At 64.0% G+C, this 24,739-nt stretch carries 21 protein-coding genes and 1 riboswitch; of the genes, 11 read left to right on the top strand and 10 right to left on the bottom strand.

Features of this window, described 5'->3' with window-relative positions:
* Positions 1-76: 76 nt before the first annotated feature.
* The gene (locus tag IVA93_RS13415) at positions 77-1,093 is read left to right on the top strand and encodes a magnesium and cobalt transport protein CorA (protein ID WP_247337330.1); all 1,017 of its coding nucleotides are present in this window, start codon (positions 77-79) and stop codon (positions 1,091-1,093) included.
* 10 nt (positions 1,094-1,103) lie between these two features.
* On the opposite strand, the gene purS is transcribed toward IVA93_RS13415, so the two are convergent.
* A complete protein-coding gene (gene purS / locus IVA93_RS13410) occupies positions 1,104-1,346 on the bottom strand; it encodes a phosphoribosylformylglycinamidine synthase subunit PurS (protein ID WP_026232966.1) in 243 nt (80 codons plus the stop codon).
* Positions 1,347-1,358: 12 nt separating this feature from the next.
* Entirely contained in the window at positions 1,359-2,126 is a 768-nt protein-coding gene (gene purC / locus IVA93_RS13405) for a phosphoribosylaminoimidazolesuccinocarboxamide synthase (protein WP_008974302.1), read from the bottom strand.
* A gap of 310 nt (positions 2,127-2,436) precedes the next feature.
* Here purC and IVA93_RS13400 point away from each other — a divergent pair, with 310 nt between their 5' ends.
* Positions 2,437-2,760 carry a DUF1476 domain-containing protein gene (locus tag IVA93_RS13400; protein ID WP_018455521.1) on the top strand — a complete coding sequence of 108 codons (324 nt, stop codon included), beginning with the start codon at positions 2,437-2,439 and terminating at the stop codon, positions 2,758-2,760.
* A gap of 55 nt (positions 2,761-2,815) precedes the next feature.
* On the opposite strand, the gene cynS is transcribed toward IVA93_RS13400, so the two are convergent.
* Positions 2,816-3,304 (bottom strand): cyanase, encoded by a 489-nt coding sequence (gene cynS / locus IVA93_RS13395; protein WP_018455520.1) that lies wholly within the window; start codon positions 3,302-3,304, stop codon positions 2,816-2,818.
* Positions 3,305-3,442: 138 nt separating this feature from the next.
* Positions 3,443-4,987: a bifunctional AfsR/SARP family transcriptional regulator/alpha/beta hydrolase gene (locus IVA93_RS13390; protein ID WP_247337328.1), complete on the bottom strand. Its 1,545-nt coding sequence runs from the start codon at positions 4,985-4,987 to the stop codon at positions 3,443-3,445.
* 149 nt (positions 4,988-5,136) lie between these two features.
* Between IVA93_RS13390 and mddA the strand changes: the two genes are divergently transcribed.
* The 4 genes from mddA to IVA93_RS13370 all read left to right on the top strand — a co-directional run bounded on the left by mddA (position 5,137) and on the right by IVA93_RS13370 (position 8,390).
* Positions 5,137-5,940 carry a methanethiol S-methyltransferase gene (mddA, locus tag IVA93_RS13385; RefSeq protein ID WP_085358897.1) on the top strand — a complete coding sequence of 268 codons (804 nt, stop codon included), beginning with the start codon at positions 5,137-5,139 and terminating at the stop codon, positions 5,938-5,940.
* Positions 5,941-6,005: 65 nt separating this feature from the next.
* The gene (locus tag IVA93_RS13380) at positions 6,006-6,638 is read left to right on the top strand and encodes a helix-turn-helix transcriptional regulator (protein WP_231190569.1); all 633 of its coding nucleotides are present in this window, start codon (positions 6,006-6,008) and stop codon (positions 6,636-6,638) included.
* Positions 6,635-7,612: an NADPH:quinone oxidoreductase family protein gene (locus IVA93_RS13375; RefSeq protein WP_247337323.1), complete on the top strand. Its 978-nt coding sequence runs from the start codon at positions 6,635-6,637 to the stop codon at positions 7,610-7,612. The genes IVA93_RS13380 and IVA93_RS13375 overlap by 4 nt, the downstream gene beginning before the upstream one ends.
* A 28-nt stretch (positions 7,613-7,640) precedes the next feature.
* Positions 7,641-8,390: a PaaI family thioesterase gene (locus IVA93_RS13370; RefSeq protein ID WP_018455515.1), complete on the top strand. Its 750-nt coding sequence runs from the start codon at positions 7,641-7,643 to the stop codon at positions 8,388-8,390.
* Positions 8,391-8,489: 99 nt separating this feature from the next.
* Here IVA93_RS13370 and IVA93_RS13365 read toward each other — a convergent pair whose 3' ends face one another.
* The gene (locus IVA93_RS13365; protein ID WP_247789825.1) at positions 8,490-10,169 is read right to left on the bottom strand and encodes a tetratricopeptide repeat protein; all 1,680 of its coding nucleotides are present in this window, start codon (positions 10,167-10,169) and stop codon (positions 8,490-8,492) included.
* Positions 10,170-10,268: 99 nt separating this feature from the next.
* Entirely contained in the window at positions 10,269-11,468 is a 1,200-nt protein-coding gene (locus IVA93_RS13360; RefSeq protein WP_247337319.1) for a TrmJ/YjtD family RNA methyltransferase, read from the bottom strand.
* A gap of 358 nt (positions 11,469-11,826) precedes the next feature.
* Here IVA93_RS13360 and IVA93_RS13355 point away from each other — a divergent pair, with 358 nt between their 5' ends.
* Together IVA93_RS13355 and IVA93_RS13350 are read left to right on the top strand one after the other, a co-directional pair.
* Positions 11,827-13,041 carry an NADP-dependent isocitrate dehydrogenase gene (locus IVA93_RS13355; protein WP_247542117.1) on the top strand — a complete coding sequence of 405 codons (1,215 nt, stop codon included), beginning with the start codon at positions 11,827-11,829 and terminating at the stop codon, positions 13,039-13,041.
* A gap of 99 nt (positions 13,042-13,140) precedes the next feature.
* On the top strand, positions 13,141-13,635 hold the full coding sequence (locus tag IVA93_RS13350) for a DUF3455 domain-containing protein (RefSeq protein ID WP_247337317.1): 495 nt from the start codon (positions 13,141-13,143) through the stop codon (positions 13,633-13,635).
* A gap of 4 nt (positions 13,636-13,639) precedes the next feature.
* Here IVA93_RS13350 and IVA93_RS13345 read toward each other — a convergent pair whose 3' ends face one another.
* Together IVA93_RS13345 and alaS are read right to left on the bottom strand one after the other, a co-directional pair.
* Positions 13,640-14,866, bottom strand: coding sequence for a cyclic nucleotide-gated ion channel (locus tag IVA93_RS13345; RefSeq protein ID WP_247409386.1), 1,227 nt, complete (start codon positions 14,864-14,866; stop codon positions 13,640-13,642).
* A 4-nt stretch (positions 14,867-14,870) separates the two neighbouring features.
* Complete coding sequence (gene alaS, locus IVA93_RS13340) at positions 14,871-17,564, bottom strand: alanine--tRNA ligase (protein WP_026233155.1); 2,694 nt, start codon at positions 17,562-17,564, stop codon at positions 14,871-14,873.
* 222 nt (positions 17,565-17,786) lie between these two features.
* A riboswitch (glycine riboswitch) is annotated at positions 17,787-17,876 on the top strand.
* Between the two features lie 159 nt (positions 17,877-18,035).
* Here alaS and gcvT point away from each other — a divergent pair.
* The 3 genes from gcvT (at position 18,036) to gcvP (ending at position 22,591) form a co-directional block, all read left to right on the top strand.
* Positions 18,036-19,184: a glycine cleavage system aminomethyltransferase GcvT gene (gene gcvT, locus IVA93_RS13335; RefSeq protein ID WP_247486163.1), complete on the top strand. Its 1,149-nt coding sequence runs from the start codon at positions 18,036-18,038 to the stop codon at positions 19,182-19,184.
* Between the two features lie 11 nt (positions 19,185-19,195).
* On the top strand, positions 19,196-19,564 hold the full coding sequence (gene gcvH, locus IVA93_RS13330) for a glycine cleavage system protein GcvH (RefSeq protein ID WP_027567642.1): 369 nt from the start codon (positions 19,196-19,198) through the stop codon (positions 19,562-19,564).
* Positions 19,565-19,726: 162 nt separating this feature from the next.
* Complete coding sequence (gene gcvP / locus IVA93_RS13325; RefSeq protein WP_204513963.1) at positions 19,727-22,591, top strand: aminomethyl-transferring glycine dehydrogenase; 2,865 nt, start codon at positions 19,727-19,729, stop codon at positions 22,589-22,591.
* 133 nt (positions 22,592-22,724) lie between these two features.
* Here the strand turns inward: gcvP and IVA93_RS13320 are convergent, their stop codons facing one another.
* A complete protein-coding gene (locus IVA93_RS13320; RefSeq protein ID WP_247789824.1) occupies positions 22,725-23,717 on the bottom strand; it encodes a hypothetical protein in 993 nt (330 codons plus the stop codon).
* Positions 23,718-23,726: 9 nt separating this feature from the next.
* Entirely contained in the window at positions 23,727-24,713 is a 987-nt protein-coding gene (locus IVA93_RS13315) for a hypothetical protein (RefSeq protein WP_204511665.1), read from the bottom strand.
* Positions 24,714-24,739: the final 26 nt, after the last annotated feature.

Genomic DNA, 24,739 nt, shown 5'->3' with positions numbered 1-24,739 from the left:
TGCTAGCCTCGGCCGCGAGCGTTGTGCACAGGCCATAGCCCGCCATCGGCCGATCGATTCGCCCGGGATTAAAGCCATGAATGTCCCCTCGCTGCCCGCATCCCTCTCCGAGCCGGTGTCCACCGAGGGCGTGATCGCCGCCGGTGCCTATGTCGACGGCCGGCGCGTCGCCAATATTGCCATCAGCGAGGCCTCGAGCTGGCGGGCGAAGCCCGGCCACGTGGTCTGGATCGGGCTGCACGAGCCCAACATGGCGCTGCTCAGCGCGGTGCAGAAGCAGTTCGACCTGCACGAGCTCGCCATCGAGGACGCCAACCACGCCCATCAGCGACCGAAGATCGAGCAATATGGCGAGGCCCTGTTCATCGTGGCGCGAACCGCGCAACTGATCGAGGGCCGGATCGCCTTCGGCGAGACGCACATCTTCGTTGGCGAAGGCTATCTGGTCTCGGTGCGCCACGGCGCGTCGACGTCCTACACGCCGGTGCGCGAACGTTGCGAAAGCTGCCCGCGAGCGCTCGCGCGCGGCGAGGACTACATCCTCTACGCCATCCTCGATTTCATCGTCGACAACTACTCGCCCGTGCTCGAGAGCATTCACGAAGAGGTCGAGAGCATCGAGGATGACGTGCTCTCCAAGGCGATCAGCAAGGCGCAGATCGAGCGGCTCTATATGCTGCGCCGCGACCTCTTGCGGCTCAGGACCGCGATCGGGCCGCTGGTGGAGGTCTGCCGCCGTCTGGAGCACGACGAGCTTGCGATGGTGCGCGCGACGATGCAGCCGCTGTTCCGCGACGTCACCGACCACGTCCGCAACATCCAGGAGCGGATCGATTCCATGCGCGAGGTGCTGGCCTTCGCCTTCGAAGCGAGCCTGCTGGTCGGCCAGGCCCAGGAGACGGCGGTCTCCAAGAAACTTGCCTCGTGGCTCGCGATCATCGCGATCCCGACCGCGCTTGCCGGCATCTACGGCATGAACTTCAAGCACATGCCGGAGCTGGACTGGGAGTACGGCTATTTCACGCTGCTCGGCGTGATGCTGACGGCGTGCGGCGCGCTGTATTGGCGTTTTCGTCGGGTCGGATGGCTGTGAGCCATGCCGTTCACCCGATCAGCTCGACCCGGTAGTTCTCGATCACGGTATTCGCCAGCAGCTTGTCGGCGGCATCCTTCAACGCCGCCTCCGCCTTCGCCTTGTCCGTGCCCGCGAGCTCGATGTCGAACACCTTGCCCTGCCGGACGCTGGCGACGCCGTCGACGCCGAGCGACTTCAACGCACCCTCGATCGCCTTGCCCTGCGGATCGAGGATGCCCGTTTTCAACGTCACGGTAACACGTGCCTTCACGTCAGATTCCTCTTAGCTCTTCACCAGCACCGGGCCGGAGCCCGCCGGACGCTCGTTCTCCATGAGAATGCCGAGACGCTTGGCGACTTCGGTATAGGCCTCGAGCAGCCCACCGAGATCCCTGCGGAAACGGTCCTTGTCGAGCTTCTCGTTCGACTTGATGTCCCACAGGCGGCAGCTATCCGGCGAGATCTCGTCGGCGACGATGATCCGCATCATCTCGTTCTCGAACAGCCGGCCGCACTCCATCTTGAAGTCGACGAGGCGGATGCCGATGCCGAGGAAGAGACCGGTGAGGAAGTCGTTGACACGGATGGCAAGTGCCATGATGTCGTCGATCTCCTGCGGTGTCGCCCACCCGAAAGCGGTGATGTGCTCTTCCGACACCATGGGATCGTTGAGCTGGTCGTTCTTGTAGTAGAACTCGATGATCGAGCGGGGCAGCTGCGTGCCCTCCTCGATGCCGAGGCGCTGCGACAGCGAGCCGGCGGCAACGTTCCGCACCACCACTTCCAGCGGCACGATCTCGACTTCGCGGATCAATTGCTCGCGCATATTGAGGCGGCGGATGAAATGGGTCGGCACCCCGATGTCGTTGAGGTGCTGAAACAGGTACTCCGAGATCCGGTTGTTGAGGACACCCTTGCCCTCGATCACCTGATGCTTTTTCGCATTGAACGCGGTGGCGTCATCCTTGAAGTGCTGGATCAGGGTACCGGGCTCCGGGCCTTCGTAAAGAACCTTTGCCTTGCCTTCATAAATGCGACGCCGACGGCTCATGGGGATGTACCGTGTTTTGTTGAAATCCATGTATTTGGTGTGCTCCGGTTGACGAGACTACGACCCACAGCGGAGCTGCCGTGAACGGCCCGGAACCCCTAGAAAACAGAACGGGAACCCAGCCTGAGGCAACCTATCCGATTGGCTGTCCCAGCACAATCGATCCGGCCGTCCGGCATCAAACTTATACCGCCTTGCCTGCGGCTTAACGGCTCGTTGTTTTGCCGATTCCTGCCCCCTATCTAGGCATGCACCGGGGCTCTCGCAACGAGGGCCAGCCGGGTCCAGTCAGCAGGGAATTGGAAAAGGCATGAGCACGTTGGACAAGCGCGAGGAAGGCTTCGAGAAGAAGTTTGCCCTCGACGAGGAGCAGAAATTCAAGGCGGAAGCCCGCCGCAACCGGCTGCTCGGGCTGTGGGCGGCCGAAAAGCTCGGCATCACGGGTGATGCCGCCACGGCCTATGCCAAGGAGGTGGTCGCGGCCGATTTCGAGGAAGCCGGTGACGCCGACGTCCTGCGCAAGGTCATGGCCGATTTCGCCGCCAAGAACGTGGCCGTCACCGAACAGGCAATTCGCGCCAAAATGAACGAGCTGATCGCGGTGGCGGCGGCCGAGGTGAAGGCCGGGAAATAAGGCGAAGCATCATTCCGGGGCCACGTCTGCGACGCGCCCCCGGAATGCCAACCAGCTATCCCTCCTTGAACCCATATTCCGGCACGTTGCCGCTGGCGCCGTAATATTTGTACGGCAGGAATTTGCCGCTCATCGTGAACTTGACGCGGTCGCCCTTCGGATTCGCCACGCGCTCGATCGCCATGTCGAAGTCGATCGCCGACATGATGCCGTCGCCGAACTCCTCCTCGATCAGCGCCTTCCAGGCCGGGCCGTTGACCATCACCATCTCGTAGAAGCGGTAGATCAGCGGGTCGGTCGGCGGCATCGGCGTGCCGGTGCCGCGCATCGGCACCTCGTTCAGCATGGCGGTCTCCGCCTTCGACAGGCCGAACAGTTCGCCGGCGTTGGCCGCCTGCGGCTTCGTCAGTTTCATCTGGCCGAGGATCGCGCCTGTTATCAGCACCTCGGAATAGCCGCCGATCTTCTCGCAGATATATTTCCAGCTCCAGCCCTTCTCGCGCTTGATGTCGAGCAGCTTCTCGGTGAGGTCTTCGCGTTTCATGTCAGGGTCTCCTTGGCTAAGACTATGTCGCGCCGGCTCATTTCCTCGAGGCAGCGGATAGACGCGACGCTTTTTTGTGCCACTTTGGCAGGCACGAAACGTGCCAATGACCGGGGCTACGGATTTACGTGCCTCGCCTCATCGCCTCGGCAATGCTTCCGTAAATCCCCTGATCGCATCGAGCACCGGCTGCTGATCGCCCGCGAAGAACCAGTGATCGTTGCCGTCGAGCTCGACGAATTGCGCACCTTTGATCCGGCTCGCCACATCGCGGCCGGCCGCGATCCGTACGGCCTTGTCGTCCCGACGATGCAACACCAATGTCGGCATGGCAATTTGCGGCAAAAGCTGCCGCACGTCGGCGTCGCGAAACGCCTCGAGCACGGCCGAGATGCCGCCGGGACTGGAGGCCGCGCGCAATAGCCCCGCCCACCATGCGCGGGCCTGGGGATCGCCGGCAAGGCTGGGTGCGAAGGTCTCAATCCCCACCGGACCTCCCCATTGCGCGATGAGGTGCTTGCTCCAGGCGTCGTACTGGCTGGCGCGCAACGCGTGCGGATAGTCCTGCGACCAGCAGCCCTTGGCCAATGCACCGAACAGGATGAGTCCGGCCACGAGACGCGGCTCGTCGACGGCGAATTTGATGCAGGCCGGCCCGCACTCGGATGCGCCGAACAGCACGACGCGGCGCGCATCCGCGGCGCGCAGCACGGTGCCGATATCCTCCGCGGTGACGTCGATATCAGGCGCCGACCCAACCCGGTCGGACAACCCGATCCCGCGACGATCGAACACGATCAGACGCCCCAGCTTCGTCAGTGAGGCCAGAAAGGTTCGGCTCGCCGGATGCTCCCAGGCGCGTTCCACATGCGATACGAAGCCGGGCATGACCAGGATGTCGAGCGGACCGCTGCCATAGGTCTGATACGCCAGATGCACACCGGCGCCCTTGACGTAGCGCGTCGCTGGTACGGAGTGTGCCGCCGCAGGACTCATCAACGCCGCGGTCTCGGCTTCCGGCGTAACACCAAGCTCGTCACGCAGCCGCCGCGTCAGTGCCGCATGGTGCCGCTCTGCCGCGCTGCGGTCGCCCGCCAGCAGCAGGCTGCGGATCAGATGCCGGCCATAGACCTCGCTCAAAGGATCGAGCTCGGCCAGACGGGTCGCATGCGCGGTCGCGGCGAAGTAGTCTCCGGCAGCGGTCTTGTCCTGCACCAGACGCTCCAGCGCGTGCATCAGCCGTCCCCGCAGCGCCTCGCGGCGGAAGAACGCCCAGTCGTCGAATTCCGGACAGCCCTCCGGCGAGAAGCCTGCGAGGAAATCTCCCCGATAAGTCTGGCAGGCTTCGTCAAAGTCACCGCGATCGCAGGCGCTCTCGAAAAAATGTGCATCGACCTGCAGCGCGACTGCCGGAGACCATCGCAGACTGGTGCGGTCGGTCTCGAACACCTGCTGACCGAGCGTCAGCTCGATTCGGTGAAGCAGCCGCCGCAACCGCGCAAGGCCGGTCTCGCGGTCAGTTTCAGGCCACAGCAGCGTCGCCACGATTTCGCGGGCCACAGCGCCCTTGGCCTCCGCGAGATAGATCAGCAGCGCGAGGCCCTTGCGCAAGGCCAACTTGATCGGGCGGCCGCCGGCGTGGACCTCAGGGAACCCGAATGTCCCCAGCGAGAAAGCCGTCATGAAAGTCCTCCCTCCCCTTGCGGCGCCCCCCGGGGGACGCACAGGGGACGGTCCGGCAATAGCAGTCGGGGCAGATCGAGCCTGCTCGCGGGCGAGCAATTCAGGCTCCTGAATGCGGCACGGCTGCATCAGGCACAATAGGAAAAAACATGATCTCGCGCCTCCTGATCCTGCTCTACGCCATCGTGAGCTACGTCATCTTCACGGTCTCATTTCTCTATGCGCTCGGTTTCGTCGGCAATTATGTCGTGCCCAAATCGATAGATATGTCGATCGATAAGTCGATCGATGTCGGCAGCCCGACGGACCTGAGCGTGGCCGTCGTCGTCAACCTGCTGCTGATGAGCCTGTTTGCGATCCAGCACAGCGTGATGGCGCGGCCGGCCTTCAAACGATGGTCGGCCAAATTCCTCCCCGCGGCCTGCCAGCGCAGCACCTATGTGCTGCTTTCCAGCCTGATCCTGCTGTTGCTGTTCTGGCAGTGGCGTCCGATCCCGACGCCGGTCTGGCAAACGAGCGGAATAGCGGCCTGGTTGCTGATCGGCGTGCATTGGCTCGGCTGGCTGATCGCGTTCGCCTCCACCCACATGATCGATCATTTCGATCTGTTCGGCCTCCGCCAGGCCTTCGTCGCGTTCCGCGGGAGCGAGATACCAGGTCAATCGTTCAGAACACCGCTGCTCTACAAGATCGTGCGGCACCCAATCATGCTGGGTTTCCTGCTCGCGTTCTGGGCTACGCCCGAGATGACCGCCGGCCATCTGCTGTTCGCGCTCGCGAACACGGCCTACATCCTGATCGCCCTGCAGTTCGAGGAGCGCGATCTGATCGCCGAGTTCGGCATGACCTATCAGCAATATCGCCATCGCGTTCCGATGCTGGTGCCGCGTCTCTTCACGCGCCGCCCGGCGGACGAGCGCCAGCCCCCTCGCTCCGCTGGTGCACCCCGATGAGCGCAGTGCCATGCCGCGCATTTGCGGTCGAGCGGGGGCCCGTTCAGGTGGCAGCAAACGCCGCCGTGTTCGCTGATACCCTCGATGGGCTCGACGCCAGCCTATTTCTCGTCGACACAGACGGACGTCTGATTCACGCCAATACCGCCGGGCAGGCCATGCTCGATGCGAGCGACGTCCTCCTCGAGCTCCGTGGGGTTCTGATGGCCTGCGATAGCACGGTCAGCCAGACGTTGCGGCAAGTCTTCGCGGCAGCGGGACGCGGCGACCAGGCGCATGGCATCAACGGACTCGCGATCTCGATGATCGGGCTGGACGGAGAACGCCACGTCGCCCATGTCCTGTCGCTCACATCGGGCATGCGCCGCAATGCGTCTGCCGCCTGCAGCGCGGTTGCCGCACTGTTCGTCCGCAAGGCGGCGCTGACAATATTGCCTCGTTCGGAAGCTCTCCGTAACGCGTTCAAACTGACGCCAGCCGAACTGCGTGTGATGCTCGCGATCGTCGAACTCGGCGGCGTTCCCGAAGTGGCGGCGGCACTCGGCGTCGCCAATACGACGATCAAGACGCATGTCCGGCGCCTGTTTGAAAAGACCGGTGCAGCGCGACAGGCAGATTTCGTCAAGCTTGTCGCGGGATATGCGACGCCGTTACGCAAACCTGCCGAATGCAGACAATCCGTTGGAGCGACACGATGAGAGCAATTCTATGCAGCTCATTCACCGGACCCGGCGATTTGCGCCTTAGTGAAATCGACGAGCCGAAGCCGTCCGGCGACGAGATTCTGATCGCCGTCCATGCGGCCTCGGTCAGTTTCATGGACCAATTGGTGGTCTCGGGTCTCTATCAGATGCGGCCGCCGACGCCCTTCGTGCCCGGCACGGAAGCATCCGGTGTCGTCGTCGCGGTCGGCGACAAAGTCACGGGATTCGCGCCTGGCGACCGCGTGGCGTGCAGCGCCTGGACCGGCGGCTACGCCGAACGGATGATAGCGAAGGAATCGAAAACCGTGCGACTGCCGGATGGCGTCGCATTCGAAGCCGCGGCGACGGTGCTGCACAATTACGGCACGGCCTATTATGCGCTGGTCGAGCGGGCCCGGGCGCAGCGCGACGAAACGCTGTTCGTCACCGGTGCGGCCGGCGGAGTTGGCCTTGCCGCGGTCGACCTTGGCCGCCACCTGGGCCTGCGCGTCGTCGCCGGTATCGGCTCCGATGACAAGGCGAACCTGGTGCGCGCCTACGGTGCCAGCGAGGTCATCAACTATCGCACAGAGAATCTGCGCGACGGGATCAAGGCGATCACCGGTGGCGAAGGGATCGACATCGGCTTCGACAATGTCGGCGGCGCGATATTCGAGCAGTTGGCCCGGTCGATGAAATGGGGCGGACGGCTGATGCCGATCGGCTTCACCAGCGGCGAAATTCCACAGCTCCCGATGAACCTTCCGCTGCTGAAGAACTATTCCATCCTCGGCGTCTTCGTCGGCGCCTGGGCGGAGAAATTCTCAGCTGATGCCGCGCGTATGAACGCCACGCTGATGCAATTGCTGGCCGAGGGAAAAATCCGTCCGCACATCGATCGCGTCCTTCGTTTGGAGGAGGCCGGAGAAGCCATGCGCGCCGTGGCCAACCGAACGGTTCAGGGGCGAATTGTCCTCAAGATCAGGTAAGGTGAGCCGGAAAGAGAGAACAAAACCGATGACACAGATCATCATCGACAAACGCTTTTGCGGTCCTCCGAACTCCGGCAACGGCGGCTATGTCTGCGGCCGGCTCGCCCGCCACATTCCCGGCGCCGCGGAGATAACGCTGCGCGCGCCGCCGCCGCTGGACACTCCGCTCGATGCGGTCGCAACCGACGACGGCACATGGGAGCTTCGCGACGGCAACAAGATCGTCGCGACCGGGCAGCCGGCAAGCGTGGAGCTTTCGCGACTGGAGACAGCCAGCTTCGAGGACGCCTGCGCCGCCGAATTGCTGACGCCGGTCAAGCCGCACGAGCATCCATTGCCGACATGTTTCGTGTGCGGTCCGGCAAGGGCGAAAGGCGACGGCTTGCGCATTTTTGCCGGCTCGCTCCGTGGTCACAACGCCGTTCTCGCGGCGAGCTGGACGCCGGATCAGAATCTCGCCGCCGACGACGGCCTCGTCGCGCCGGAATTCCTCTGGTCGGCGCTCGACTGCCCCACCGGTTTTGCCTGCAATTGCGATCCACAGAGCGGCGGCTTCGACAAGGCACCGCTGCTGCTGGGGCGAATGTCAGCACGGATCGAAGCCCGCCCGCGCCCGGGAGAACGCTGCATCATCACGGCCTGGCCCATCGGCCGCGACGGCCGCAAACGCGCGGCCGAAGCTGCGCTTCACGATGAAGCCGGGAGATTGCTGGCGGTGGCGCGAGCGACATGGATTGCGGTCCAGCGCGAAGTGCAGCTCGGACGTCCTTCGTAAGGTGGCCGAAGGCGCGCAGCGCCATGCCCAGCACTTCCGTCTCGGTACGTGAGATGGTGGCACGCTTCGCTTTGCCCGCCTTAGGAAGCCTGATCGAGGTCAGCGGCTCGCTCGCAGCGAAAGGAGCTCAACGTCGGCCGCCTGCTTCTCGATGAAGGTCTTCGGGCAATCGGCCGCCGCCTGATCCAACAGCCTAAGCGCCTCTTCCTTGGAGCCGCCCTTCAGTGCGCGCTCGGCAATATAGAAATTTGCCTCGCAGAACTGCCACTTTCTCTTCATCGGGTCGGCGTCGTCCGCCGCGCTGAGCACTTGCTCCGGCGTCATCTTGCCGAGAAAGAGATTGACGATCGGCGCGGGCCATTTCGTCGCGTCCAGCTGCTTCGCAGCCTCGCTCAGCCGGCTCTGTTGGTCGCTGCGCTTTGCAACGATTTCGCGCCATAAAACCGGATAGGCATCCTTTGGATTGAGCTGGATTGACTGATCGAGGTCAGCCAACGATTTTGCAAAAGAAGCGCTCTGCCAATAGACCCTTGCACGATGAAAGTAGGCGCGCGCATCCCTGGCATCGAGTTGTACAAGTTGATCGTAGTCCGCAAGCGAGCGGTCGAAGTCTCCTTTGGCCCTGTACGCGTTGCCGCGAGACGATATTGCATCCTTGTCCTTGGGATTTAGGCGAATCGCCTCATCGTAATCTGCGATAGCGCGGTCAAGATCGCCTTTCGCGTAGTAGGCTACCCCGCGAGCGCGGAGCACAGGGCCGTCCCCTGAAGCGAGTGCAATTGATTCACCCGCGACGGACGTGGAAATGGGGTCACCGTCCTGACCTTGAATCCGCGTCTGCAGACCACCCGAGATCCCTTGATCCTGATGTAGCAGCCGGATCACCTGGTCGTAATCGGCGATGGCGCGATCATAGTCGCCCTTTTGAGCATAGACGACACCGCGGCAGCCGTAGGCAGTCCGGCTTTGTGGATTCAGCTCGATGACCCGGTCGTAGTCGGCGATAGCGCGGTCGAGTTCGCCCAGCTGAGAGAAGGACTCGGCTCGGAAGTAGTAGAAATTCTCCTTTGGCCTGATCGGCGTGGTTTGATCGAGTTCGGCCAATGCACGTTCTCTATTGCCCTTGGCGAAGTAAACCCGACCCCGGCACAGTTGGCCGCCGCCGGTTTGGGGGCTGATCTCGACCGCTCGATCACAGTCGGCCATGGCCCGATCCGGATCCCCCTTGCTAATGTAAGCAAGGCCTCGCTCGACATACGCTATGACATTGTCCGGATGGATCAGGAGAGCCTGATCATAGTCGGCGATGGCGCGGACGAAGTCTCGTCTCGCCGAATAGACGTGAGCACGTCCGATATATGCGTAGGTACTCTTCGGATCGAGCTCGATTGCCTTGGCGTAATCTGACAGCGCGGCCTCGGGCTGTCGCTTTTGAATAAACGCAGACGCCCTCGCGATACGGGCGTTCAGATTGCCCGGATCGCGCTCGATGATCTGATTGTAGTCCGCGATCGCAAAGTCGATCTCGCCCTTCTGGCGGTAGAACATGGCGCGGCGGAAATGCGCCATGATCACAGCTGGCTGCATACCGGTCGCTGCCTCGATCATGGCGGTGCAGCCCGCAATGCGGTCATCGACACTGAAATTGCCGGCCGCGTTGCACTTGGCGCTCAAGGCCATTTCCGCACGAGCGCCCGATATTTCGAGCAAGGTCGCCAATGCCAACGCGCTTACGCCTGCTGCCGCACAAACGAGCGCGCGGCCTGTCATTCCGAACATGCAGTCCCCAACTCAATTCCCCGGGACGACATTAGCAACCGGTCATGCTCTTGCACAGCCCTCGTTTGCGGCGCTCGCAAACCGGCGGCGTGCCCAAAGTTATGTTGTTTCCGCCATCAGCCCCTGCAACCGTACCAGCTCCGCCTCGAGATCCCGCTCCACGTCCGCAGCCCGCATCTCGATCACGCGATAATCGCGCGCCTCGAGCCACGCCCGCCGCGACGCGCGATCCGCGACGATCGTCTCATTCTCGCCCGTGTTCACCAGTTCGATCGCGATCCGGTGCGGGAACGAGACGAAGTCCGGGATATGCCGCCCCACAGGAGTCTGGCGCTTGAACTGGCCTGCGAAGCGGCGGTCGCGTGTGAGGGCCTGCCAAAGCAGCCGCTCGGCATCGGTTGGGTTGCGGCGGAGCAGACGGGCGAGGCCGCGCACGGTGGAGCCGCTGTCGGGGACGCCGCCGCCCTGACCGTGCTCGGCCAAAAGCGCACGCAGCCGCGTTGCCTGCTCGCCGTCGAGCACGCCGCCTTTGGCCGGGCCCTTGCGCCCTTCCGCGATCGCCATCACCACCCCATGGAGGGTGTGCATGTCCTGTTTGGTCGGCTCCATCCGGGTGAAGATGTTGCGCAGGTTCACCAGCATGGTGTCGCGCTTCTCGGCCGGGCGCAGAAATTCGACCCGGTCGAGTTCGCGGATCAAATTGTCGAAGAAGGCCTGCATCTGGTGCTGCGAGGCGCGCTCAGAGCGCTCCGGCATGGCGTGCGGCAGCTCGCCGGAGGTCGCCCGCTTGAACCATTCGTAGCCGACCAGCAGCACCGCTTGGGCGAGGTTGAGCGAGGCAAAGCCCGGATTGACCGGGAAGGTAATGATGCGGTTGGCGAGCCCGACCTCCTCATTGGTCAGGCCCCAGCGCTCCCGGCCGAACAGGATACCGGCCTTGCCGCCGGCCGCGACGTGCCCGGAAATCTCGCTAGCTGCGGCTTCCGGCCCCACCACCGGCTTGGCCTGGTCATGGGGGCGCGCGGTGGTGGCGAACAGCAGGTCCAGGTCGGCGACGGCCTCACCGACCGTGTCGAACAATTCGACCTTGTCCAGGATATAGTCGGCCCCGGCCGCGGCGCGCTGGGCGGCGATGTTGGGCCAGCCGTCGCGAGGGTTGACGATGCGCAATCGGCTCAGCGCGAAGTTGCCCATGGCGCGCGCGGCCATGCCGATGTTTTCGCCAAGCTGCGGCTCGACCAGGATCACGATGGGACCGTCGAGGGAAAGGCCCGCTTTGCTCTTGTCAGTCCCGGACATCTCGCTTCGCTTTCACACTGGTTCTCAAGGTCTTGGACAGGCGCTCTTCATGAACTGATTCAAGGCCGGTCCTGACCTGGTCTCGACCTGCTCTCGGGCCGGCTGCCCGTTCGCCTGTCGTTTGCCTGTCCTGACGAAATTCTCAAGGGAAATAACGGGTTGGATTCGACTTTTGAATCTTGCCTGAACCCTCTGCCCGGCCCCCGCGGCAGGGCTCCTCCCGCCCCCCATCTGCGGAGGCTGGATGAGCTAAAAGTGCATAATCCCTTGGCTTTCGCCCGCTGCTATCAGGTGCTAAGAGGCGGCGGATATTCCCGTGGCGCGCCACAAGCGCCGTTCCCAAGAGGCTTCCCCGATCATGGCAAAAATCAAGGTGTCCAACCCCGTCGTCGAACTCGATGGCGACGAGATGACCCGGATCATCTGGCAGTACATCAAGGACAAGCTGATCAACCCGTTCCTGGATGTCGAGCTGCAATATTTCGACCTGGGAATGGAGTACCGCGACCACACCAACGATCAGGTCACGATCGACGCCGCCGAGGCGATCAAGAAGGTTGGCGTGGGCGTCAAGTGCGCCACCATCACCCCGGACGAAGCGCGGGTGAAGGAGTTCAACCTCAAGCAGATGTGGAAGTCGCCGAACGGCACCATCCGCAACATCCTCGGCGGCGTGATCTTCCGCGAGCCGATCATCTGCAAGAACGTGCCGCGCCTGGTTCCTGGCTGGACCAAGCCGATCATCATCGGCCGCCACGCCTATGGCGACCAGTATCGCGCCACCGACATCAAGTTCCCGGGCAAGGGTACGCTGACGATGAAGTTCGTCGGCGAGGACGGCACCGTCATCGAGAAAGAAGTGTTCAAGACCCCGGGCGCCGGCGTCGCGATGCAGATGTACAATCTCGACGATTCCATCATCGACTTCGCCCGCGCATCGTTGAATTACGGCCTGCTGCGTAACTACCCGGTCTATCTCTCGACCAAGAACACGATCATGAAGGTCTATGACGGTCGGTTCAAGGACATCTTCCAGGACCTCTACGAGCGCGAGTTCAAGAAGGAATTCGACGCCAAGGGCCTGACCTACGAGCACCGCCTGATCGACGACATGGTCGCCTCCGCGCTGAAATGGTCCGGCGGTTATGTCTGGGCCTGCAAGAACTACGACGGCGACGTGCAGTCCGACACGGTGGCGCAGGGCTACGGCTCGCTCGGCCTGATGACCTCGGTTCTCCTCACCCCCGACGGCAAGACGGTAGAAGCCGAAGCTGCCCACGGCACGGTCACCCGCCACTACCGCGAGCATCAGAAGGGCAAGGAGACCTCGACCAACTCGATCGCATCGATCTTCGCCTGGACCCGTGGCCTGTCGCACCGCGCCAAGCTCGACAACAATGCCGAGCTCGCCAAGTTCGCAAACACCCTGGAGAAGGTCTGCGTCGACACCGTCGAGGAAGGCTACATGACCAAGGACCTCGCGCTCCTGGTCGGCGCCGACCAGCGCTGGCTCTCGACAACCGGCTTCCTCGACAAGGTCGCCGAGAACCTCGGCAAGGCGCTGGCGGCGTAAGCCGTCTGCAATTTCGCCCGACTGGGCCGGACATCATCACGGGCCGCGTCGCAAACGCGGCCCGTTCGCTTATTTGGACCTTTGCGCGGAGATGCGACCATGTCGATCAAGCTTGCCGTCCCCTGCCTGTTGCTGCTCGCTGGACCGGCTGTGGCCGCCGACCCGCTTCCCGACGCCATCGCCGCGCCCGGCGAGAGCATCGTGCTCAGCGTCCACGCCGAGGGCGCGCAGGTCTATGAATGCAAGGCCGGCACCGACGGCAAGCTCGCCTGGGCTTTTCGTGAACCGATCGCCACCCTGCTCGCCGAGGGCAAGACGATCGGCCGGCACTATGCCGGACCGAACTGGGAGCATGCCGACGGCAGCGCCGTGGCCGCCAAGGCCGCCGGCAATGCGCCGGGTACCACTGCCGCCGACATTCCCTGGCTGAAGCTGGAAGTGACCGCCCACCGCGGCAGCGGCGTCCTCACGCCCGTTACCACGGTTCAGCGCATCAACACCCATGGCGGCAAGCTCGACGGCGCGTGCGACAAGGCCGGCGACTTCAAGAGCGCGCCCTATTCAGCCGACTACGTCTTCCTGAAGAAGGGCTGAGCGCTCAGCGGTCGGTGCCGTCGCGCTCCGCCTGCGCCAGCTCCGCCACCGCAAGGTCACCGCTGCCCTCCAGTCGCGCCTTTGCGGTCTTGTGGACGTGCGCGGCCAGCGTCGGCATGCGTTCGATCAGGGCGTGAAAGTCGTGGGCGTCGAGCACCAGCAGCCGGGTCTTGCGTGTCGCCGTCACCGTGCCGCTGCGTTTTGTCTTATGCAGCAGCGCGATCTCGCCGAAGAACGTGCCATCCGCGAGCCGCACCTGCTGGTTCGGCAGCGCGATCTCGACCTCGCCGGCGGTGATGAAATACATCGACGAAGCCGCATCGCCCCGCCGCACCAGGATCTCGCCCTGCTCGATCGTGCGCGCCCGCAGCAGCCGCATGATGTCGGCGATCTCGGATGCGCTGAGATGCGAGAACAGCGGCACCCGCGCCAGCATACCCCAGGTGACCACGAAGTCGCGCCGCTTCACCTCTTCCGCAAACGCCGTCGAGATGATCGCGACCGGCAGCGCGATCATGGCAAAGCCGCTGATGATGGTGAAGACGGAGATGAACTTTCCGAGCGCCGTCACCGGCACGACGTCGCCGTAACCGACGGTGCCAAGCGTCACGATCGCCCACCACATCGCCTGCGGAATGGTTCCGAGCTTGTCCGGCTGCACGTCGCGCTCGATGGCATAGAGCAGCGAGGCAAACGTCAGAACCGCGCCGATCAGGATGACGATGCAGCCGATCAGCGCCCGCCGCTCCGCGTGCACGGCCGCGAGCAGCGACCGCATCGCCGGCGAGTAGCGCACCAGCTTGAAGAACGGCAGCACGCCGAGCGCTGCCAGCGTCGCATGCCGGCCCGTGGCTAGCACGATCGCGGCCGGCAGAAACGCGAGCAGATCGATGATGCCGAGTGCGGAGAAGACATAGCTGAGCCGGTCGGACAGCGCGGACGCTGCGCGCTGGGTATGGCCCGCCACGGTCCACAGCCGCGCCGCATATTCCAGCGCGAACACGATCACGGACAGGATGGTGATCGCCGAAAACAGCGCGCCGAATTGCGCGTCCAGCTCCGGCACCGAGGCAAGGATCATCGCGGCGACATCGAGCACGATGACGCCGATGATCAGCTGGATGAAGCGCGACCCGACCGAGTAGGCCAGCGGATCATGCTCCAGCAATTCGTAGAGGCGATCCCTCAGATTGGGATCGCGAAGCCCAATTCCTCGCGGAACGGGGCGCACCTGCCTACGCGCCGGCCGATTTTTGTTCAGCCATGGCTTTTTCGATCGCCGTGAGCGCCGCGGCCGCATTGGCGCCATCAGGGCCGCCGGCCTGCGCCATGTCGGGCCGCCCGCCGCCGCCCTTGCCGCCGAGCGCTTCGGAGGCGACCTTCACCAGATTGACTGCATTGAAACGCGAAGTGAGGTCCGCGGTGACGCCGACCACGACGCCGGCCTTGCCATCCTCGGTGACGCCGACGATAGCGACGACGCCGGAGCCGATCTGCTTCTTGCCGTCGTCGGCAAGGCTCTTGAGATCCTTCATCTCGATGCCCTCGACCGCGCGCGCCATCAGCTTGACGTCGCCGACTTCGCGCACACCTGAGGCCGCGCCGTTGCTCGAAGCTGCACCGCCGCCCATCGCCAGCTTCTTGCGGGCGTCGGAGAGTTCGCGCTCGAGCTTCTTGCGCTCCTCCATCAGAGCGGCAATGCGCGCCGGGACGTCGTCGATCGAGGTGCGCAGCTCGTGGGCCGCGGTCTTCGCCAGCGCCATGGTGTCGTTGGCGTGTTTTCGCGCGTAGTTGCCGGTTAAAGCCTCGATGCGGCGCACGCCGGAGGCGACCGCGCTCTCGCCCGTCAGCGTGATCAGCCCGATGTCGCCGGTCCGCCTGACATGCGTGCCGCCGCAAAGTTCGACCGACCAGCCGAGTGCGTTGGCGCCGCGCTCGCGCGCGGTCCGGCCCATCGAGACGACGCGAACCTCGTCGCCATATTTCTCGCCGAACAGGGCGCGTGCGCCGGCCTCACGGGCCTCGTCCACGCCCATGACGCGGGTCGAGACTTCGTCATTCTCCAGCACCACCTCGTTGGCGATGTCCTCGACGCGCGCGAGCTCTTCCGCCGTGATCGGCTTCGGATGCACGAAGTCGAAACGCAGCCGATCCGGCGCGACCATCGAGCCGCGCTGGGCGATGTGGTCGCCGAGCACCTGGCGCAGCGCCTCGTGGATGAGATGGGTCGCCGAATGATGCGCGCGGATCGAAAAACGCCTGCCGTGATCCACTTCGAGCTGCAGCGCGGTGCCGAGCTTCAGCTCGCCGCTCTCCAATGTGCCGACGTGAACGAAGAAATCACCGAGCTTCTTCTGGGTGTCGGTGACGCGGAACTTGATGCCGCCCTCGCCGGTCAATACGCCGGTGTCGCCGACCTGGCCGCCGGACTCCGCGTAGAACGGCGTCTGGTTCAGCACGATCGCGCCCGTCTCGCCGGCCTTGAGGCTCGTGGCTTCCTTGCCGTCCTTGACCAGCGCAGTCACCACGCCTTCAGCGCTCTCGGTCTCGTAACCCAGGAATTCGGTTGCGCCCAGCTTCTCACGCAGCGGGAACCAGATCGCCTCGGAAGCCGCTTCGCCCGACCCCTTCCAGGACTCGCGCGCCTTGGCCTTCTGACGCTCCATCGCGTCGGTGAAGGAAGCCTGGTCGACGCTGATGCCGCGCGACTTCAGCGCGTCCTGCGTCAAATCGAGCGGGAAGCCGTAAGTGTCGTACAGCGTGAAGGCGACGTCGCCGTCGAACATGTCGCCCTTCTTCAAGGACGCGCTCTTCTCGTCGAGAATGGCGAGGCCGCGCGTCAGCGTCTTGCGGAAGCGGGTTTCTTCCAGCCGCAGCGTTTCCTCGATCAAATTTTCCGCGCGCATCAGATCCGGATAGGCCTGGCCCATCTCGCGCACCAGCGCCCAGACCAGGCGATGCATCAGCGGTTCTTGCGCACCGAGCAGCTGCGCATGGCGCATCGCGCGGCGCATGATCCGGCGCAGCACATAGCCGCGGCCCTCGTTCGAGGGCAGCACGCCGTCGGCGACGAGGAAGGCCGACGAACGCAGATGGTCGGCGATGACGCGGAACGAGGCCACGGTCTTCTCGTCCGGTCCGCTTCCGAGCGCCGACGCCGTCGCGTCGATCAAATGACGGAACAGGTCGGTCTCGAACACGCTGTCGACGCCCTGCATGATGCAGGCCATGCGCTCCAGCCCCATGCCGGTGTCGATCGAGGGACGCGGCAGCGCCACGCGCTCCTCCTTCGTCACCTGCTCGTACTGCATGAAGACGAGATTCCAGAATTCGAGGAAGCGATCGCCATCCTCCTCAGGCGAGCCCGGAGGCCCGCCCCAAATGTGCTCGCCGCGATCGATGAAGATCTCCGAGCACGGCCCGCACGGGCCGGTGTCGCCCATCGCCCAGAAATTGTCCGAGGTCGGGATGCGGATGATGCGGTCCTCGGAGAAGCCCGCGATCTTCTTCCACAGCCCGGCCGCCTCGTCGTCGGTGTGGTAGACCGTGACGAGCAGCTTGTCTTTCTTGAGCCCGAACTCCTTCGTGATCAGCGTCCAGGCCAGCTCGATCGCGCGCTCCTTGAAATAGTCGCCGAAGGAGAAGTTGCCGAGCATCTCGAAGAAGGTGAGATGGCGCGCGGTGTAGCCGACATTGTCGAGGTCATTGTGCTTGCCGCCGGCGCGCACGCATTTCTGCGAGGTGGTGGCGCGCTGATAGGGCCGCTTCTCGACGCCGGTGAAGACGTTCTTGAACTGCACCATGCCGGCATTGGTGAACATCAACGTCGGATCGTTGCGCGGCACCAATGGCGAGGACGACACGATCTCGTGGCCGTTCTCGGCAAAGAAATTCAGAAAGGTCGACCTGATCTCGTTGACGCCGCTCATGTTCATCCAATCGGGTGTGCTTGCACCCGCCTTCCAGCCATCCAAACCGCAAGTTTGGGCTGATATCTGCGGGCCAATGCGCTTTTAGACAAGGCCAGCTTGGCTGTCCAGAAACTGTGCAGCCAGATCAAGGCGTTGCCGCAGTCGCGTAATCCGTTGGAAAGCCGCCGATGCCGCGTTGACAGGCTTGGCCGGCCTGTGGTCTTTACCTATCTGTATCGTACGGCCACGTCGGGAGAGACCGGCACTGGTAGCCGGCGCCGAAGGAGCAACCGCCCCGGAAACTCTCAGGCAAAAGGACCGCGTGGCTTTGACAGCATCTGGAAAGAGGCGCCGACGGGCCAAGACCTTTTAAAGGGTAGGTTCGGACAGCGTCCGCCGACGGGATAATACTCTCAGGCACAGCGACAGATGGGGCTTCGACTGGTGTCCACGGGAAATCGTTCCCGGGGAACCGCCGAGGGCCCCCCGATGCTTGCGCGCGACGACAAAGACTCCCTGAAACGCACCCCCCTTTACGACCGGCATGTCTCGCTCGGCGGCAAGATGGTGCCGTTCGCGGGCTATGACATGCCCGTGCAATATCCGGCCGGAGTCCTGAAGGAACACCTTCATACCCGCAACGCAGCCGGCCTGTTCGATGTCTCCCACATGGGCCAGATCGCACTCAGGCCGAAATCCGGCAAGGTCGAGGACGCCGCCCGCGCGCTGGAAGGACTGGTGCCGCAGGATATCTTGGCGATCGCGCCGGGCCGGCAGCGCTACGCCCAGTTCACCAATGCCGAGGGCGGGATTCTGGACGATCTGATGGTCGCCAATTTCGGCGATCACCTCTTCCTGGTCGTCAACGCCGCCTGCAAGGCCGAGGACGAGGCGCATCTGCGCGCGAATCTCTCGGACGACTGCATGATCGATTCGCTTGCCGACCGCGCGCTGATCGCGCTGCAGGGGCCGAAGGCGGAATCGGCGCTGACGAAATTGTGTGCAGAAGCACCCGCCATGAAATTCATGGATTCCGGTCCGCACAAGGTCGCCGGCCTCGACTGCTTCGTCTCGCGCTCCGGCTATACCGGCGAGGACGGCTTCGAGATTTCGGTTCCTGCCGGCTATGCCGAACGGCTCGCCAAGGCCCTGCTGGACAATCCTGACGTCATGCCGATCGGGCTCGGCGCCCGTGACAGCCTGCGGCTCGAGGCCGGGCTTTGTCTTTACGGCCACGACATCGACACCGCGACCACGCCGGTCGAGGCCGCACTGGAATGGTCGGTGCAGAAGAGCCGCCGCACCGGCGGCGCGCGTGCCGGGGGCTTCCCCGGCGCGGCAAAGATTCTCGCCCATTTCGACCATGGCGCATCCCGCCGCCGCGTCGGCCTGCGCACCGAGGGCCGCGCGCCGGTGCGCGAAGGCGCGCTGCTGTTTGCGGATGCGACCTCCGCCGAGCCGATCGGAAAGGTCACCTCGGGCGGTTTCAGCCCGAGCCTGAATGCGCCGGTCGCGATGGGCTATGTGCCCACCGCATCGAGCGCGATCGACACAAAACTCTTCGCCGAGGTGCGCGGCCAACGCCTGGCCGTGCAAATCGCCGCCATGCCCTTCGTGAAAAACACCTACAAACGCTGAGGACCGAGAAAATGACCACGACGCTGTACACCTCCGACCACGAATGGCTCGCGATCGACGGCGATGTCGCCACCGTCGGCATCACCGACTACGCGCAATCGCAGCTTGGCGACGTCGTGTTCGTCGAATTGCCCAAGCTCGGCCGCACGCTGAAGAAGGCCGAACCCGCCGCGGTCGTGGAATCGGTGAAGGCCGCATCGGACGTCTACGCGCCGGTGACGGGCGAAGTGCTCGAGACCAACGCCGCGCTCGCCGCCGAGCCCGCACTGGTGAACTCGGATGCGCAAGGCGCGGCCTGGTTCTTCAAGATCAAGATTGCCGACAAGAGCGAGCTCGGCGGTCTGATGGACGAAGCCGCCTACAAGGCCCACACGGCGTGAGATGATGCGAACTCTGACCTCATATTCGGTGTCATCGTCCGCGAAGGCGGACGATCCAGTACGCCGCGGCCAATCGGCCCTAGCCGAAGCGGCTGCGTTTACTGGATGCCCCGCCTTCGCGGGGCATGACGGCGACAAGAACATCTGAAGCGAGGACCCATGATGACCGCGCACCGCAAATCCAACGGCGACACCACCAGCTTCGTTCGCCGCCACATCGGCCCCTCCGCGCGCGACGTCACCGCGATGCTCGAGGCCGTCGGCGCGAACAGCGTCGATACGCTGATGGCGCAGACGCTGCCGGCCTCGATCCGGCAGGCCGCCCCACTCGATCTCGGCAAGCCCTTGAGCGAGACCGAAGCGATCGCGCATATGGCCGAACTCGCCGCCCAGAACCAGGTCTTCACCTCGCTGATCGGCCAAGGCTATTCCGGCACGATCCTGCCCGCGGTGATCCAGCGCAACATCTTGGAGAGTCCGGCCTGGTACACCGCCTACACGCCCTACCAGCCCGAGATCAGCCAGGGCCGGCTGGAGGCGCTGCTCAACTTCCAGACCATGATCTGCGATCTTACCGGGCTCGACGTCGCCAACGCCTCACTGCTCGACGAGGCCACCGCGGCCGCCGAAGCGATGGCGCTCGCGGAGCGGCACTCACGGGTCGAAGCAAAGGCCTTCTTCGTCGACAAGGACGTGCATCCGCAGACGCTCGCCGTGATGCGCACCCGCGCGGAGCCGCTGGGCTGGACCCTGGTCGTGGGCGATCCCCTCACCGATCTCGACAAGACCGACGTGCTTGGTGCACTGCTGCAATATCCGGGCAGTTCAGGCGCTGTGCGCGACCTCAGGCCCGCGATCGCCAGCCTGAAGGCCAAGGGCGCACTCGCGATCATCGCCGCCGATCTGCTGGCGCTGACACTGCTCGCCTCGCCCGGCGAGCTCGGCGCGGACATCGCCATCGGCTCGGCGCAACGTTTTGGCGTGCCGATGGGTTATGGCGGGCCGCACGCGGCCTATATGGCGGTGCGCGATGCGCTGAAGCGCTCGCTGCCCGGCCGCATCGTCGGCCTCTCCGTGGATTCGCGCGGAATGCCGGCCTACCGTCTCGCGCTGCAGACCCGCGAGCAGCACATCCGCCGCGAGAAGGCGACCTCCAACATCTGCACCGCGCAGGTGCTGCTCGCCGTGATCGCCTCGATGTATGCAGTCTATCACGGCCCCGAAGGCCTTTCGCAGATCGCGCGCAATGTGCACCGCCGCGCCGCGGTGCTGGCGGCCGGCCTGCGCAAGCTCGGCTTTGCGCTCCAGTCCGACAGCTTCTTCGACACGCTCAGCGTGGATGCAGGGGCGAAGCGTACCGAAATCGTGGCGCGCGCGGCGGCCGAGAAGATCAATCTCGGCGCTGGCGAAACTGCATTGCGGATCGCGCTCGACGAGACCACCACGCCCGCAACGGTGGAAGCAGTCTGGCGCGCCTTCGGCGGGCAGCTTGCATACGCCGAGATCGACGCCACCACGCGCGAGGCGCTGCCGGAGACGCTCAAGCGTGCGACCTCTTTCCTCACCCACCCCGTCTTCCACGCGCATCGCTCGGAAACCGAGATGCTGCGCTACATGCGCAAGCTCAGCGACCGCGACCTCGCGCTCGACCGCGCGATGATCCCGCTCGGCTCGTGCACCATGAAGCTGAACGCGACCACCGAGATGATGCCGCTGACCTGGCCGGAATTCGGCAGCCTGCATCCGTTCGCCCCGCCTGAGCAGGCGAAGGGCTACTACGCGCTGTTCGCGCGGCTGGAAAAATGGCTGTGCGACATCACCGGCTATGACGCGATCTCGCTGCAGCCGAACTCGGGCGCGCAAGGCGAATATGCTGGGCTGCTCGCGATCCGCGGCTATCACGCGGCGCGCGGCGAGACGCACCGCAAGATCTGCCTGATCCCCTCCTCCGCCCACGGCACCAACCCGGCTTCGGCCGCGATGGTCGGCATGGACGTGGTGGTGGTCGCCTGCGAGAAGAACGGCGACGTCGACGTCAACGATCTCCGCGCCAAGGCCGAGAAGCATTCGAACGACCTCGCCGCCGTCATGATCACCTATCCCTCGACGCATGGCGTGTTCGAGGAGCACATCCGCGAGATCTGCGACATCGTGCATGGCCATGGCGGTCAGGTCTATCTCGACGGCGCCAACCTCAACGCGCAGGTCGGCCTTAGCAGGCCCGGCGATTACGGCGCCGATGTCAGCCATCTCAACCTGCACAAGACCTTCTGCATCCCGCATGGCGGCGGCGGCCCGGGCATGGGCCCGATCGGCGTCAAGGCGCACCTCGCACCGTTCCTCCCGGGCCATCCCGCGACAGATGGGAAAGCGCCTGTGGGACCGGTCTCGGCCGCGCCGTTCGGCTCGGCTTCGATCCTGACCATCTCCTACATCTACATTCTGATGATGGGCGGCGAAGGCCTCAAGCGCGCCACCGAGATCGCGATCCTCAACGCCAACTACGTGGCTGCAAGGCTCGATGCGCACTTCCCGGTGCTCTACAAGAACGAGAAAGGCCGCGTCGCGCATGAGTGCATCGTCGACCCCCGCGCGCTGAAGACGACCTCAGGCGTCACCGTCGACGACATTGCCAAGCGCCTGATCGATTACGGCTTCCACGCGCCGACCATGAGCTTCCCGGTGCCGGGCACGCTGATGATCGAGCCGACCGAATCGGAATCCAGGGCGGAGCTCGATCGTTTCTGCGATGCCATGATCGCGATCCGGAAGGAAATCGCCGAGGTCGAGGCCGGCCGCTTCAAGATCGAGGCGTCGCCGCTCCGCCACGCCCCGCACACCGTGCACGACATCGCGGATGACGACTGGAAGCGCGCCTACACCCGCGCCGAGGGCTGCTTCCCCGCGGGCACCTCGCGCACCGACAAATACTGGAGCCCGGTCGGGCGCGTCGACAACGTCTATGGCGACCGCAACCTGGTGTGCTCCTGCCCGCCGGTGAGCGATTACGCGGAGGCGGCGGAGTAACCGTTTTGTAGGGTGGGTTAGCCACCGGCTGCGCGAAGCGCAGTCGCTAGCGTAACCCACCACTTCTGTCTCTGGCGAAATGGAAGAGGTGGGCTACACTTCGCTAACCCACCCTCCGGCACGGAACACGCATTTAGGGCGCAACCAACGAGCGGGTCTCGGGGTCCCACCGCCAGAGTCGCTCGTTGGTCAGGTGAGTGCCGCCCCACCAGCGATCAATCCGGTTGTGCCGGCGAAAATCCTGGTCGCCTCCCAACACCGCCTTTCCGAACTCGGTCAGCGTCAATTGCGACCGCTCATACCGATCGAACTGACTTGAATCGTCGTGCATCTCTAGCGAAAACGGACCTTGATCCAGTCCCGACACGGCCGGCCTCTCGCACCGCGCAAGGCCGTCAAGCAGCGCTCCAACTTCCCAATAACCATACACATCCAGCCCGTTGCACTTCTGATGGCCCGGAAAGACATCGAAAGGCTGCATGCCGCCTCGCGCGATGAGCTGGAGTATCCGCGCTTCCGTGGCTCCAAGGCCTGAGGCGGGACGCGGAAATTCGTTGAGCAGAGCCCTCACGTGAGGGGCGAGTTGTGGCAAACAGCTCAAATTGGTCTTGAAGAGATCCCTCCAACTTTGCGGGGTCGGCGCGCGATAGGCCCGCCATGCACGCTTGGCCAATTTGAGTTGACGAGGTGTGATCGCAACAGCCGGCGGGTAGAGTTCGCTTCGCGGTGGGTCGACATCCCTGACACCCAAGAACAGGGAGCGCACGACAAAGTCGGGATTTGCATCGTGTTGGCGGCCCCAATGATCGAGCAGCCAGAGCAGGATCAATTGCGCATTTGGCTCCGGCCCTCGCCAAAACTCGACCGTGTCATATTCCGCGAGCAGTTCAATCAGTCCTCGATCCTTCACGCCTGATTCCTCGAGACGCCAGGACGGCGTATCGTCGAGCCAGTGAAGCCCGCGGGGCTGTGTCGTACGCGGCGCAAAGAATGCGTCCAGCTCTGCATCGGCTGGCAACGGTCCCCAGACCAGCCGGCGCTCGATGGCAATCACGAGGTCGGCAAGGCCCGCCTGTTGAATAGCGCCGGCGATGGACGAGTCGGTCGTGACAATGAGCCGCGTCATGCCGTGGCCTCAAGGCTTCGTCAAAACATTACCGTAACGCCACAGCCGATCATTGGTCAGGTGCGTGCCGCCCCACCAGCGGTCGATCGGATTGTGGCGACTGAAATCTTCCTGATGGGCCAGGACGGCCCTGCCGAACTCGGTCAACGACAACCGGCTGCGGAGATAGACCTCGTGCCGAGCTCTTAAATTTTCGCGATCGATCGTGCGCAGTTCGTCGCCCAACCCGGCCACTACGGGCTTGGGGCCGAGCGCGAGCCCCTCGAGCAACGAACCCAACTCAAATTCTCCGAACACATATGTGCGCCGTTGCGAGCGCAGGTGAAACAACGCATTCGTGTTTGCAAACCCTCTAGCAAGGAGCTCCAGAAATCGCATCTCGGTCGCACCGAGACCCGTGAAAGGCGACGGCAGTTCTGCCAAGAGATCGAGCAAGGCCGGGCGCAGCATCAGCAATGCACTGAGATCCTGGTGTAGGAGATCGACGCACGCCTCAGGGGTCGTCGCGCGGTAGGCCGACCACGCCAACCGGGCAGTCTCGAACTCTCGAGCCGTGATACGCACGACTTGAATGTGCGGCTCGGACGCAGCGAGATCCTCACCGCGTTCTGTGGTCAGCTCGGATGCCACAAGTCGAAGTTTAAGCTTTCGCACCAGCGAGGAGCAGGAGCTGAGGTGGTCCAGCAGCCAGACGAGCTGCAATTGATCCCGGGGAGCTGGGTCGAACCAAAGTTCAACCACGTCATATTGCTCGCAGAAGTTCGCAAGGGACAAGTCTTTGCGGGCCTTGATGTCCTTGGGCCACCGGATGCCCCAGTCGGACCAATGATCACCCGGCCCGAGATTCGCCGAACGCGCGGCGAAAAAGGCTGCGAGCTTCTCGGGCGAGGGCAGCGGTCCCCACTCAAAGTGAAACGAGGATGAGATGACAAGCTCCGCCAAGCCCGATCGGGCGAGCCCGCTTCCGGACGAACTGGTCAAGATCAACCGCTTCATCGCGCCCCCCGAGCACGACCAATCCC

Origin of the sequence: Bradyrhizobium sp. 155 (assembly GCF_023101105.1) — a bacterium.
In the GTDB taxonomy this organism is placed as follows: domain Bacteria; phylum Pseudomonadota; class Alphaproteobacteria; order Rhizobiales; family Xanthobacteraceae; genus Bradyrhizobium; species Bradyrhizobium canariense_D.
Note: the sequence above shows the minus strand (reverse complement) of the source record. Positions and strands in the feature narration are given on the sequence as shown.